The following is a 12,887-nucleotide window of genomic DNA, read 5'->3' as shown; positions in this document are numbered from 1 at the left end:
GTCGGATACCCCAGGGCAAGCACCCGGGGCCAGTGGATCGGTCCCGTCCGCCCCGGGAGTGCGCGGGCGTCGCACGGACGCCGTCCTGTCACACCCCCGTCGTACCGTCGACCCGTGCGCGCGACCACCGATCTCCGGCCGACCCAGGGGCGCTTCCGCGTCGTCAGCGACTTCCAGCCCTCGGGCGACCAGCCGGCGGCGATCACCGCGCTCGCCGAGCGGGTGAACGCCGGCGAGCAGGACGTCGTCCTCCTCGGCGCCACCGGCACCGGCAAGTCGGCGACGACGGCCTGGCTGGTCGAGCAGGTGCAACGGCCGACGCTCGTCATGGCGCCGAACAAGACCCTCGCCGCGCAGCTGGCCAACGAGTTCCGCGAGCTGCTGCCCGACAACGCCGTCGAGTACTTCGTCTCGTACTACGACTACTACCAGCCCGAGGCCTACGTCCCGCAGACCGACACCTACATCGAGAAGGACTCCTCGATCAACGAGGAGGTCGAGCGGCTGCGGCACTCGGCGACGCAGGCGCTGCTCACCCGGCGGGACGTGGTCGTGGTGGCCACGGTGTCCTGCATCTACGGCCTGGGCACGCCGCAGGAGTACGTCGACCGCGCGCTGAAGATCTCGGTCGGGGAGGAGCGGGACCGCGACGAGCTGCTCCGCACGCTGGTCACCGAGCAGTACACCCGCAACGACCTGTCCTTCACCCGCGGCACCTTCCGGGTCCGGGGCGACACCATCGAGGTCTTCCCCGTCTACGAGGAGCTCGCCGTCCGGATCGAGATGTTCGGCGACGAGGTGGAGCGGCTGTACTACCTGCACCCGCTGACCGGCGAGGTCATCCGCGAGGTGGAGGAGCTGTTCGTCTTCCCGGCCACCCACTACGTGGCAGGCCCCGAGCGCATGGAGCGGGCGATCGGGAGCATCGAGGCCGAGCTCGAGCAGCGGCTGGCCGAGCTGGAGCGGCAGGGCAAGCTGCTGGAGGCCCAGCGGCTGCGCATGCGCACCACCTACGACATCGAGATGATGCGCCAGGTCGGGTTCTGCTCGGGCATCGAGAACTACTCGCGGCACATCGACGGGCGCGCGCCCGGCTCCGCCGGTGCCTGTCTCATCGACTACTTCCCCGACGACTTCCTGCTGGTCATCGACGAGTCGCACGTGACCGTGCCGCAGATCGGCGGCATGTACGAGGGCGACATGAGCCGCAAGCGGACGCTGGTGGAGCACGGGTTCCGGCTGCCGTCGGCGATGGACAACCGCCCGCTGAAGTGGGAGGAGTTCACCGACCGGATCGGCCAGACGGTCTACCTGTCCGCGACGCCCGGCCCCTACGAGCTGGGCCGCACGCAGGGCGAGTTCGTCGAGCAGGTCATCCGCCCGACCGGCCTGGTCGACCCGGAGGTCGTCATCAAGCCGACCAAGGGGCAGATCGACGACCTGGTGCACGAGATCCGGGTCCGCACCGAGAAGGACGAGCGGATCCTGGTCACCACCCTGACCAAGAAGATGGCCGAGGACCTCACCGACTACCTGCTCGAGCTCGGCATCCGGGTCCGCTACCTGCACTCCGAGGTGGACACCCTGCGCCGGGTCGAGTTGCTCCGCGAACTCCGGCAGGGCGAGTACGACGTCCTGGTCGGCATCAACCTGCTCCGCGAGGGCCTGGACCTGCCGGAGGTGTCGCTGGTGGCGATCCTCGACGCCGACAAGGAGGGCTTCCTCCGGTCGGGGACCTCGCTGATCCAGACGATCGGCCGCGCCGCCCGCAACGTCTCGGGGCAGGTGCACATGTACGCCGACAAGATCACCCCTTCGATGGCGCACGCGATCGAGGAGACCAACCGCCGGCGCGAGAAGCAGATCGCCTACAACACCGAGCGCGGGGTCGACCCCCAGCCGCTGCGGAAGAAGATCGTCGACATCCTCGACGGCATCTACCAGGCGGCCGACGACACCGATGCCTCCGCCGAGCTGCTCGGCGGCTCGGGGCGGCAGCAGTCCCGCGGGAAGTCGCCGGTGCCGGGGCTCTCGTCGAGGAAGAAGGCCGGGAAGGCCGGCGCGATCGAGGTCCAGGGGTTGCCGCGCAACGAGCTGGCCGATCTCATCACGCAGATGAACGAGCAGATGCTCGCCGCCGCCCGGGAGCTGCAGTTCGAGGTGGCGGCCCGGTTGCGCGACGAGCTGACCGAGCTCAAGAAGGAGCTCCGGCAGCTCGACGCCGCGCACGCCTGATGCACAGGGAGGAGCTGGTCGCCCACTGCCTGGGCAAGCCGGGCGCGGAGGAGAGCTACCCCTGGGGGGAGGCCGAGCTGGTCGCCAAGGTGGGCGGCAAGGCCTTCGCGTTCATCGGCCTGGACAGCGGCACCGTCGGCGTGAAGTGCGGCCGGGACGCCGCCGAGGCCGCCGAGTGGCGGGACCGCTACCCGGGGGCGATCACGCAGAGCGCCTACGTCGGGCGGTACGGCTGGAACGCCGTCGACTGGACCGGCCCCGTGCCCGACGACGAGGTCCGTGAGCTGGTCGACGCCTCCTACGACGCGATCGTGGCCGCACTGCCCCGGAGCCGGCGGCCCACGACGGCGTGACCGACGGCGTGACCGACGGCGTGACCGACGGCTGGAGGTTCCCTGGGAGTTCGGGAACCCCGCCGCCGGCCCGGCCGTTGGACCCTCTGGGACCGGGCACGCCTCGACGCAGGCTGGCCGGTCCCGTGGAGGGGAGTATCCCCACTCGGCAGCGTCGTCAACACGGGGTCCAGTGATCCCCGGCGCTGCCGGTCGTCCGGTCCTTCCGGGCGGCGGGAGAGACCTCCGGTGCTGACAGCTGCCAGTCCTCCGGAGGTACCCCTGTATGGATGTCCCGCTCTGGATCTGGGCGATCACCATCGCCGCGATCATCGGCATGCTCGTGTTCGACTTCGTCGGCCACGTCCGCACGCCCCACGCCCCGACGCTGCGTGAGTCGGCCACCTGGTCGGCGGTCTACGTCGGCATCGCCATCGTCTTCGGGCTGCTGGTGCTCTGGTTCGCCGGCCCGCAGTACGGCGGTGAGTACTTCGCCGGCTTCATCACCGAGAAGAGCCTCTCGGTCGACAACCTGTTCGTCTTCGTCCTGATCATGGCGAGCTTCGCCGTGCCCCGGGAACTGCAGCAGAAGGTGCTGCTCTTCGGCATCGCCTTCGCCCTCGTGCTGCGGACGATCTTCATCTTCCTGGGCGCCGCGGCCATCGAGAACTTCAGCTGGGTCTTCTACATCTTCGGCGGCTTCCTCATCTACACCGCGTGGGCGCAGGCCAGGAGCGGCGGCCACGACGACGAGGAGGAGTTCAAGGAGAACAGTTTCCTGCGGCTCACCCGTCGCCTGCTGCCGACCACCGACGACTACCACGGCGACCGGCTGACCGCGAAGGTCAAGGGCAAGCGGTACATCACCCCGCTGTTCATCGCGCTCATCGCGATCGGCAGCGCCGACATCCTCTTCGCCGTCGACTCGATCCCGGCGATCTTCGGTCTCACCCAGGAGACCTACCTGGTCTTCACCGCCAACGCCTTCGCCCTGCTCGGCCTCCGCCAGCTGTTCTTCCTGCTCGACGGGCTGCTGGACAAGCTGGTCTACCTGGCCTACGGCCTCGCGGTCATCCTCGGCTTCATCGGCGTCAAGCTGGTCATCCACGCGCTCCACGAGAACGAGCTGCCGTTCATCAACGGCGGCGAGCACGTCACCGCGGTCCCGGAGATCCCGACCTGGCTGTCGCTGGCCGTCATCGTGGTCACCCTGCTGGTGACCACCTGGGCCAGCCTGCGGAAGAACAAGAAGGACGCCGCCGCCTGCCGGACCGGGCACACGGAGGCCGCCGACGCGGGCGCCGGGTCCGACGGCCGCGCGGTCGCCGCGCCGCACACGCACGACGACCTGCCCACCTCCGGCCGGGGCGACGCGCCGCCCACCGGCCGGACGGCGGCGGTCCGCTCGGCCGACGACGAGCGCCGGTGAGGTCCGCTCCGGTGCGCCGCCGCGGGACGCCGACCAGGCCGGTGCACCCCTGAGCGGGCGCTCCACCGAACCTGTCGCCGCCGGAGCAGGTGCGGCAGTATCCGACGAACGTCCGTTGCTCGTGGCCCGTCCACGAGGAACGGAAGCGGGGGGAACCGGTCCGGGCGCGCTCCGCCCGGACCACCAGGGGCGGCTCCGGCCGGTCCCGAGGGCCGGCCGTCCCCCGCGCTCGCGGAGCGGCAACCGCCGCTGCGCTCATCCTGGCGATGGATTGGGAGTTCTCCACATGGGTGTCAGCCTCAGCAAGGGCGGCAACGTCTCACTGACCAAGGAGGCGCCCGGCATGACCGCGGTCAACGTCGGTCTGGGCTGGGACGTCAACACCTTCTCCGGGGGCGACTTCGACCTCGACGCCTCGGCGATCATGCTCGACGCCGGCGGCCGGGTCACCCCCGACGACTCGGGGTTCGTCTTCTTCAACAACCTGCGCAGCCCCGACGGCTCCGTCGTGCACGTGGGCGACAACCTCACCGGGCAGGGCGAGGGGGACGACGAGGTCATCCAGGTCAACCTGGCCGGCGTCCCGCCGACCTGCGAGAAGATCGTCTTCCCGGTGTCCATCTACGACGCCGACACGCGCAAGCAGAACTTCGGCGCCGTCCGCAACGCCTTCATCCGCGTCGTCAACCAGGCCAACGGGCAGGAGATCGCCCGCTACGACCTGACCGAGGACGCCTCGGTGGAGACCGCCATGGTCTTCGGCGAGCTGTACCGCAACGGCCCGGACTGGAAGTTCCGCGCGGTCGGCCAGGGCTACGCCTCCGGCCTGCGCGGCATCGCCCAGGACTTCGGCGTCAACGTCGGCTGACCGGCGTGGCCGGGCCCGGACGCCGTCCGGGCCCGGCCGCCCCGCGCCTCCCGCACCCCAGCACCCAGGAAGGTCCCGTCATGGTCGACTACACCCGCCCGTCCCAGCCCCCGGCCACCCCCTCCGGCGGCGTCTCGATGTCCAAGGTGACCCTCACCAAGGGCGCGCCCTCGGTGTCGCTCACCAAGGGGCGCGGCGCCGGCGGCCAGATGCGGATCAACCTCAACTGGAACTCCGGTGCGCAGAAGCGCGGACTGTTCAGCAAGACCCCCGCCGTCGACCTGGACCTGGCGTGTCTCTGGGAGACGACCGACGGGAAGAAGGGCGTCGTCCAGGCGCTCGGCAACGCCTTCGGCTCGCTGGACCGCCCGCCCTACGTGTTCCTCGACGGCGACGACCGCTCCGGCAAGGTCTCCGGCGGTGAGAACCTCGTCGTGAACCTGGACCACCTCGACGCCATCAAGCGCATCCTGGTCTTCGCCTACATCTACGAGGGCGTGCCGAACTGGGCCGCCGCCGACGCCGTCGTCACGCTGTTCCCGCAGGGGGCGGCCCCCATCGAGGTCCGGCTCGACGAGCACGCCTCGAACGCCCGGTCCTGCGCCATCGCGCTGCTCACCAACTCGGGCGGGGCGCTGACCGTGCAGCGGGAGATCCGCTACCTGCCGGGTGTCCAGCGCGACCTCGACGCCGCCTACGGGTGGGGCATGAACTGGACCGCGGGCCGCAAGTGACCCACCTCCTCCCGCGCGGGGGCAACGTCGGCCTGGCCGCCGTCGGCCTCCGCGGGCCGGTCGTGGTCACCCTGACCTGGCAGCCGGCGCCTGGGCTGGACGCCGACCTGTCCGCCTTCCTCACCACCGGCGCGGGCAAGGTCCGCAGCGACGCCGACTTCGTGTTCTACAACCAGCCGGACGGCGCGGGCGGGGCGGTCCGGCACCTGGGCAAGTCCACCCGTGGCGCCGTCACCGTCGACCGGGTGCGGATCGACCCCGACCGGCTGCCCGCCGACGTGGAGAAGGTGGTCATCGGCGCCTCGCTGGACGGCCCCGGCACCTTCGGCGGCCTGGCCGGCGTGGGCGTCGAGGTGGCCGCCGACGAGCAGGCGCCCGCCGCGGTCCGCTGCGAGGTGACCGCCGGGCAGGAGACCGCGCTCGTGTTCGCCGAGGTCTACCGCCGGGGCGGGGAGTGGAAGGTCCGCGCCGTCGGGCAGGGCTACACCAACGGCCTCGCGGGGCTGGCCACCGACGTCGGCGTGGACGTCGACGAGGAACCGGCCCCGGTCTCGGCCGCCGCGACACCGGCGAGTCCGCCGGTCAGCCCGCCGGCGAGTCCACCCGCCGGCCCCCCGATCAGCATGGAGAAGCGCCGGCTGGTCGACCTCGAGAAGAAGCTGGCCACCTCCGCGCCGCAGCTGCTGTCCCTGGTCACGACCGCCGGCGTCAGCCTGGAGAAGCGGGGCCTGGGCGAGCACACCGCGCGCGTCGCCCTCGTGCTGGACATCTCCGGCTCGATGGCCGGCCTCTACCGCTCCGGCGCGGTCCAGCGGCTGGCCGAGCGGGTGCTCGCGCTCGGCCTGCGCTTCGACGACGACGGCGTGGTCGACGTCTTCCTGTTCGGGAAGCAGGTGCACCAGCCCGAGACCGGACTGCGACTGGATGGTCACCAGGAGTTCATCTCCGCCGTCACGAAGAAGCACCGGCTGGAATTCGACACTCGATACGGTGCCGCGATGTCAGCGGTCCGGCAGCACTACTTCGGCTCCAGCCAGGACCGGCGTGCGCCGCTGTCCGACCGGGTCCCCGTGTACGTCATGTTCCTCACCGACGGTGCACCCAGCGACAAGGCGGTGGCGACGGCGCAGATCCGGTCGGCGTCCTACGAGCCGGTGTTCTGGCAGTTCATGGGCATCGGCTCGCCGCGGCAGTTCACCTTCCTGCAGCGGCTGGACGATCTCGAGGGCCGCTTCACCGACAACGCCGACTTCTTCGCCGTCGACGAGAAGGACCTCATGGGCCGGACGCCGATCAGCGACGACGAGCTGTTCGACCGGCTCATGACCGAGTACCCCGACTGGCTGCGCCGGGCCCGCGCCCAGGGTCTGCTGGCCGGCTGACCGACCGCACCACCCGCCCTCGCCCACCGTTCAGCCCAGAAGCGAGGCCAGCCGTGCGCCACTTCGCGTACCTGACCGACGACGAGCACGACCGGCTCTTCGCCGTGCCCCCGGGCACGGTCACGCCGGCCAGCCCGCGGGCCACCCTGGCCCTCGCGCTGGGCGCCACGCTCTACAGCCCCGGCACCCGGCCCGCGCTCGACGTCGACGCCGCCCGTGCGGCGGCGATCGGCGCCACCAGCATGGTCTGGTGCCTGGAGGACGCGATCCCGCACGCCGAGGTCGCCGCCGCCGAGGCCACCGTGGTCGCCGCCCTGCGCCGGATCCACGACCGCGGCCGCGCGGAGGACCTCCCGCTGCTGTTCGTCCGCGTCCGGGAGGCCGCCCAGATCCACCGGGTGGCCGCGGCCGCCGGACCGGCGCTCTCCCGGCTCACCGGGTTCAGCCTGCCGAAGGCGACCGGCGCCGGGCTGGGCGAGATGCTCGCCGCCGTCGCCGAGGTGAGCGCCGGGTGCGCGCACCCCCTGTACGCGATGCCGATCCTCGAGACGCCCGACGTCGCCTGGTCCGAGACCCGGGCCGCGGCTCTGGCCGCCGTGGCCGAGGTCGTCGACCGGTACGCCGACGAGGTGCTCTGCGTGCGGGTGGGGGGATCGGACCTGTCCGGCCTGTTCGGGCTGCGCCGTGACCGCGGCACCACCATCTGGGACGTCGCCGTGGTCCGCGACTGCCTCGCCGACATCGTCAACCGGTTCGCCCGGAACGGGGAGCACGTGGTCACCGCCGCCGTCTGGGAGCACATCCCCGGCCCCCGCCTGTTCAAGCCGCAGCTGCGGCAGACCCCCTTCTCCGACCAGCGGGAGACCGCCCTGCGCCAGCACCTGATCGACGACGACCTCGACGGCCTGATCCGGGAGACCACCCTCGACAAGGCCAACGGCATGCACGGCAAGACCGTCATCCACCCCGCGCACGTGTCGGTGGTCAACGCGCTGCTCACCGTGGCCCGCTCGGAGTACGACGACGCGCTGGACATCCTGACCGCCGGGGCCCGGGGCGGCGTCCTGCCCTCGGCGCACGGCCGGATGAACGAGCTCGGGCCGCACGCGCTGTGGGCCGAGCTGATCAGCCGCCGGGCGGCCGTGTACGGCGTGGTCGCCGACGAGTCGGCGCTGGTCGACCTGCTGGGGGCCGGGCAGCGCCAGGTGGCCCGCGTCTTCGCCCCGGCGCTGCCGGCATGACCGGCACCCTCGCCGCGGCGCCGCCGGACACGGTTCCGCTGTCGGCCACCGTCGCCCGCCTCCTGGACGCGCAGGTGTCCGGCCCCGGGGCGGCCGCGTTCCCCGAGTGGGCCGGCCTGGCCCTGCGGGACAACCCGCGACGGGCCCAGCTGGTCGTCTCCCGCGTGCTCGGCAAGCACGTCCCGGCCGCGCCGTCCGCGGTGCTGGCGGCGGGCGCGGCCGTCGGGGACGCCGTCGCGGCGGTGCTCGGTGCCGACGCCCCGGACCTGGTGATCGGCTACTGCGAGACCGCGACCGGCCTGGGCCACGCCGCCGCCGCGCGGCTCGGCGCGGCCTACCTGCACACCACCCGGCGGCTGCACCCCGAGGTCCCGGTCGCCGCCCGGTTCGAGGAGGAGCACTCGCACGCCGTGGCGCACGCCCTGCAGCCGGCGGGTCAGGTCTCGCTGGCCGGGAACGGCCCGCTGGTGCTGGTCGACGACGAGCTGACCTCCGGCCGCACGGCGCTGAACACCGTCGCCGAGCTGCACGCCCGGTTCCCGCGACCGCGCTACGTCGTCGCCGCCCTGCTCGACGCGCGCACCCCCGAGCTGCGGGCCGCGTTCGAGCAGCGGGCCGCCGAGCTCGGCGTCCGGGTCGACGTGGCCGCCGTCGTCGCCGCCCGGCTCACCTTCCCGCCCGACGTCCTGGGCCGGGCCGCGGCCGCCCGCGACGCGCTGCCGCCGCCCGCGCCGCCGCCGTCCGGAGCACGCGCCACGGTGGCCGAGCACCCGGGTCTGTGGCCGGACGCCGCCCCGACCACCGCCCGTCACGGGCTGACCCCGGACGGCACCGCCCGCCTCGCCGCGGCCGCCGACAGCGCCGCCGCGCGCCTGGCACCGGCACTGATCGGCAGCCGCGGGGTGCTGGTGCTCGGGACCGAGGAGCTCATGTACGCCCCCGCGGTGCTCGGGGACCGGCTCGCCACGCGCCTGCCCGGGACGCCGGTGCTCCTGCAGTCGACCACCCGCAGCCCGGTGCACGCCGCCGACGACCCCGGCTACGCGGTCCGCCGCACCGTGGCCTTCCCCGCGCCCGACGACCCTGCGCGGCGCTCGCTGGTGCACAACCTCACCGACCCGGCCGCCGTCCCGCCGCCGGGCGTGCCCTGGTCGGAGCTGCGCGCGGACGACGTCGTCGTGGTCGTGGACGCGCCCGCGGCCGACTGCGCCGGGCTGCTGGCCGCGCTGCGGCCGTTCGCCGCGCGGGCGGTGCACCTCGTGACCGTGCCGGACGCCGAGCCGGAGGCACTGCGATGACCGCCGTCGAGGCCCCGGCGCTGCGCGCGGCCGTGCCCGGCCGGTTCGGGTCCTACCCGGTCGAGGACGTCACCTGGCTGCTCACCGACCTGTCCGGCGTCGCGCTCGAGCGTGGCACGCAGGACCGCGAGGAGGCGATCCAGGGCGGCACGCACTACTCGGAGATGCTGCCGGTCGAGTACCAGCCCGACGCCGCCTACCTCGAGCTGTTCCACACCGCGCTCGCGCAGAGCGCCGACCGCCTCGCCGAGGCGGTCGCCCTCGTCGGGGAGCTGGTCCGGACCGCCGCGGCGGAGGCGGGGCACCGGCCGGTGCTGGTCTCCCTCGCTCGCGCCGGGACCCCCGTCGGTGTGCTCCTGCGCCGCTGGTTCGCCGCCGCCTCCGGGACCGACGTGCCGCACTACACGATCTCGATCGTCCGCGGCCGGGGCATCGACGAGGTCGCGCTCGCCACCGTGCTCGCCCGGCACCCCGCCGGCGCGGTCCGCTTCGTCGACGGCTGGACCGGCAAGGGCGCCATCCAGCGCGAGCTGACCGCCGCGGTGGCCGCCTGGCGGGACCGGCACCCCGAACACGCCGACCTCGACGACCGGCTGGCCGTGCTCGCCGACCCGGGCAGCTGCACCGACCTGTACGGCACCCGCGACGACTTCCTCATCCCCAGCGCCTGCCTGAACAGCACCGTCTCCGGGCTCGTGTCGCGCACCGTGCTGCGCGGGGACCTCATCGGACCGGGCATGTTCCACGGTGCGAAGTACTACGCCGAGCACGCCGCAGGCGACGTCTCCCGGCTGTTCGTCGACACCGTCGCGGCGCGGTTCCCCGAGGTCGCCGGGCGGGTCGCCGCCACGCTCCCGGCGCACGCCGCCGCGGACCGCCGGCCGACCTGGGCCGGCTGGGCGGCGGTCGAGCGGATCGCCGCCGAGCACGGCATCGCCGACATCAACCTGGTCAAGCCCGGGGTGGGGGAGACCACCCGGGTGCTGCTGCGCCGGGTCCCCTGGCGGGTGCTGGCACACCCCGGGCGGGCCGAGGACCTGCGGCACGTCCGCGCCCTCGCCGAGGCCCGGGGTGTCCCGGTGGTCGAGGTGCCCGACCTGCCGTACTCCTGCGTCGGCCTGATCCGGCCGGTGAGCACGTGACGGCGGTGCTGGAGGCCGATGCGCTCGTCGCGGTCGACCTCGACCGCACGCTCATCTACTCGGCGAGCTCCGCCGGCGACCCGGCCGGGCTGCCGCCGCTGCGGGTGGTCGAGCACTACGACGGCGCGCCGCTGTCCCGGGTCACCCACAGCGCCTGGGCGCTGCTGGGACAGCTCATGGACCGGGCGCTCGTCGTGCCGGTCACCACCCGCACCGAGGCCCAGTACCGGCGGGTGGGCCTCCCCGCGGTGCCGCGGTACGCGCTGTGCGCCAACGGGGGCGCGCTGCTCGTCGACGGCGTCCGCGACCCCGGCTGGGACGGCTGGGCGGCGGACGTCGTCGCGCGGTCGGCGCCGCTGCCGGAGGTGCTCCGGCTGCTCACCGCGGTCGACGGCGAGCCGTGGGTGAAGACCGTGCGCTCCGCCGAGGACCTCTTCGTCTACCTGGTCGCCCGCTCGCGGGCCGCCGTCCCCGCGCGCTGGCTGGCCGACCTGACGACGGCGACCGCGGACGCCGGGTGGACGGTGAGCCTGCAGGGCCGCAAGGTCTACGCGGTCCCGGCCGGGCTGACCAAGGCCGGGGCGCTGCTGCGGCTGCGGGATCAGGTGGCCGACGGCGCCGGGAGCCCGGTCCGGCTTCTCTGCGCGGGGGACAGCCTGCTCGACGCCCCGATGCTCGCGGCCGCCGACGCCGCGATCCGGCCGGCGCACGGGGAGCTGCACGAGCAGGGCTGGTCGGCCGCCGGCGTCGAGGTGACCGCGGCCAGCGGCGTGCGGGCCGGCGAGGAGATCCTCCGCTGGCTGCTGGCCGAGGCGGGCTGAGCGCGGCCCGGCCGGGGCGGAGGGGCGCGGCTCAGCCGGCGCGGGCGGTGCGGATCATGGCGTCCAGCCCGGCGGTGACCGACCGCGCCTCGTCGACCACGTGTCCCCAGTCCGGCCGGGGCGCCCGCACCTCCTGCTGCAGCGCCTGCAGCCGGCGGGCGAGGTTGTCGAACGTCGACCGGTAGCGCTGGCCGCGGCCCTCGGGCAGGGCGGCGAGGAACCGGCGGGCGTCGACCAGCTCGTGCTCCACCGCGCCGAGCACGGCGCCGGGGTCGGACGACGCGGCGTCCAGCTGGGCCAGCCGGTCGGTCGCCGAGCGGATCGCCTGCTCGGCCCGGGCCGCCGCGCCGCGCACCTGGTCGAGCAGGGCGGCCGCGGCCGGCACGTCGAGGACCGGCGCGGCCAGCAGCCCGTCGAGCCGGCCCAGCACGTCGTCGACCTCGGCGAGTGCCTGCGCCGCCCGCTGCGGCGCCTGCTCCACGCCGGCCCACGCGCCGTGCGTGTACCGGCGGCGCAGCTCGCTCATCACCGGCGCCAGGCGCTCGTGCCGGGTGCGCAGCGCCTCACGGCGGGTGTGGACCGACGCCGCCCCGCGCCGCACGTCCGCCGCCCGCGCCGCCAGGGTCTGCGCCCGGGTGGTGACGGCGTCGGCGCCCGCGCGGGCGGACTCGGCGGCGGCGCCGGCGGCCGCCAGCCGGCCCTCGGCCATGGCCCGCTGGGCCGCCTCGGCGGCACGCTCGGCCTCGTCGAGCGCGCGGCCGAGCCCGGGGTCGGTGACCTGCGTGCCGGCGGCGGCCACCGCCTCCCGGGCCCGTGTCACCGCCGCGGTGGCCTCGGCGATCCGGCGCGGCGCCAGCGTGCGGGCGCCCCGGGCGATCCCCAGCGGCCGCTCGTACTGCTGCTTGAACCGGCGCACCTGCGGCAGGACGTCGCGCAGCTCGGCGGCCGCCTGGTCGAGCTCCGCGCGCGCCTGCCGGGCGCGGGGGACGTCGACGAGGTACGCGGGGTCGTGCTGGGCGAGTGCGGAGAGATAGTGTCCGATGACCGCGTCCGTACGTGAAGAGAGGTCACGCCAGTTCTGCACGAGCGGGTCGGGGCCGGGTGAGTGGTGCCCGGCGCCCCGGGCGCTACCGGCGTCCTCGTGCGCAGCCACGTCCACCGAGAGGCCGCTGAGCTCGGCGTCGAGCTCGAGCATCGCCGCCGCGGCCGCCTCGCGGGCCAGCTGCGCATCGCCGACGGCGTCGGCCAAGGCCGCGTCCCGGCCGCGGCGCCACCAGCGCGACGCGGGGCTCCCCGCCTGCCCGCTCATGCCGCCCGTCCACCCTCCGAACCCGCGAGGTCCCGATCGGCGCCCCGTGCGCCGATGCCTACCACGTCGGGCGGCCGGCCGGTCGGACGGGCGACC

Annotated in this window: 11 protein-coding genes; 10 read left to right on the top strand and 1 reads right to left on the bottom strand. The window is 74.2% G+C overall.

Annotated elements, in window-relative coordinates; translation table 11 throughout:
* Positions 1-114: 114 nt before the first annotated feature.
* The 10 genes from uvrB to MY526_RS02955 all read left to right on the top strand — a co-directional run bounded on the left by uvrB (position 115) and on the right by MY526_RS02955 (position 11,482).
* Entirely contained in the window at positions 115-2,235 is a 2,121-nt protein-coding gene (gene uvrB / locus MY526_RS03000; protein WP_436692122.1) for an excinuclease ABC subunit UvrB, read from the top strand.
* Positions 2,235-2,588, top strand: a complete 354-nt coding sequence (locus tag MY526_RS02995) for an MmcQ/YjbR family DNA-binding protein (RefSeq protein ID WP_436692123.1) — start codon at positions 2,235-2,237, stop codon at positions 2,586-2,588. Before uvrB ends, MY526_RS02995 begins: the two co-directional genes overlap by 1 nt.
* A 265-nt stretch (positions 2,589-2,853) precedes the next feature.
* Positions 2,854-3,996: a TerC family protein gene (locus MY526_RS02990; RefSeq protein WP_436703208.1), complete on the top strand. Its 1,143-nt coding sequence runs from the start codon at positions 2,854-2,856 to the stop codon at positions 3,994-3,996.
* A 286-nt stretch (positions 3,997-4,282) separates the two neighbouring features.
* Positions 4,283-4,864 carry a TerD family protein gene (locus MY526_RS02985; RefSeq protein ID WP_436692125.1) on the top strand — a complete coding sequence of 194 codons (582 nt, stop codon included), beginning with the start codon at positions 4,283-4,285 and terminating at the stop codon, positions 4,862-4,864.
* Between the two features lie 80 nt (positions 4,865-4,944).
* A complete protein-coding gene (locus MY526_RS02980) occupies positions 4,945-5,598 on the top strand; it encodes a TerD family protein (RefSeq protein WP_436692126.1) in 654 nt (217 codons plus the stop codon).
* A complete protein-coding gene (locus MY526_RS02975; RefSeq protein ID WP_436703207.1) occupies positions 5,595-6,980 on the top strand; it encodes a VWA domain-containing protein in 1,386 nt (461 codons plus the stop codon). Before MY526_RS02980 ends, MY526_RS02975 begins: the two co-directional genes overlap by 4 nt.
* Positions 6,981-7,033: 53 nt before the next feature.
* The gene (locus MY526_RS02970) at positions 7,034-8,221 is read left to right on the top strand and encodes an HpcH/HpaI aldolase/citrate lyase family protein (protein WP_436692128.1); all 1,188 of its coding nucleotides are present in this window, start codon (positions 7,034-7,036) and stop codon (positions 8,219-8,221) included.
* Positions 8,218-9,519 carry a phosphoribosyltransferase domain-containing protein gene (locus tag MY526_RS02965; protein WP_436703206.1) on the top strand — a complete coding sequence of 434 codons (1,302 nt, stop codon included), beginning with the start codon at positions 8,218-8,220 and terminating at the stop codon, positions 9,517-9,519. The genes MY526_RS02970 and MY526_RS02965 overlap by 4 nt, the downstream gene beginning before the upstream one ends.
* Positions 9,516-10,661 (top strand): cysteine protease StiP family protein, encoded by a 1,146-nt coding sequence (locus tag MY526_RS02960; RefSeq protein WP_436703205.1) that lies wholly within the window; start codon positions 9,516-9,518, stop codon positions 10,659-10,661. The genes MY526_RS02965 and MY526_RS02960 overlap by 4 nt, the downstream gene beginning before the upstream one ends.
* The gene (locus tag MY526_RS02955; protein WP_436703204.1) at positions 10,658-11,482 is read left to right on the top strand and encodes a hypothetical protein; all 825 of its coding nucleotides are present in this window, start codon (positions 10,658-10,660) and stop codon (positions 11,480-11,482) included. The genes MY526_RS02960 and MY526_RS02955 overlap by 4 nt, the downstream gene beginning before the upstream one ends.
* 31 nt (positions 11,483-11,513) lie before the next feature.
* On the opposite strand, the gene MY526_RS02950 is transcribed toward MY526_RS02955, so the two are convergent.
* On the bottom strand, positions 11,514-12,791 hold the full coding sequence (locus MY526_RS02950) for a hypothetical protein (protein WP_436703203.1): 1,278 nt from the start codon (positions 12,789-12,791) through the stop codon (positions 11,514-11,516).
* Positions 12,792-12,887: the final 96 nt, after the last annotated feature.

Origin of the sequence: Geodermatophilus sp. CPCC 205761 (assembly GCF_051383655.1) — a bacterium.
Taxonomy (GTDB): Bacteria; Actinomycetota; Actinomycetes; order Mycobacteriales; family Geodermatophilaceae; genus Geodermatophilus.
This window is presented reverse-complemented; position numbering and strand designations above follow the sequence as displayed.

Excerpts from the sequence above, each read along its gene's own strand:
- MY526_RS02980 (WP_436692126.1), top strand. The coding sequence starts at position 4,945 with ATGGTCGACTACACCCGCCCGTCCCAGCCCCCGGCCACCCCCTCCGGC.
- MY526_RS02990 (WP_436703208.1), top strand. The coding sequence starts at position 2,854 with ATGGATGTCCCGCTCTGGATCTGGGCGATCACCATCGCCGCGATCATC.
- MY526_RS02995 (WP_436692123.1), top strand. The coding sequence starts at position 2,235 with ATGCACAGGGAGGAGCTGGTCGCCCACTGCCTGGGCAAGCCGGGCGCG.
- MY526_RS02960 (WP_436703205.1), top strand. The coding sequence starts at position 9,516 with ATGACCGCCGTCGAGGCCCCGGCGCTGCGCGCGGCCGTGCCCGGCCGG.
- MY526_RS02985 (WP_436692125.1), top strand. The coding sequence starts at position 4,283 with ATGGGTGTCAGCCTCAGCAAGGGCGGCAACGTCTCACTGACCAAGGAG.
- MY526_RS02965 (WP_436703206.1), top strand. The coding sequence starts at position 8,218 with ATGACCGGCACCCTCGCCGCGGCGCCGCCGGACACGGTTCCGCTGTCG.
- MY526_RS02950 (WP_436703203.1), bottom strand. The coding sequence starts at position 12,791 with ATGAGCGGGCAGGCGGGGAGCCCCGCGTCGCGCTGGTGGCGCCGCGGC.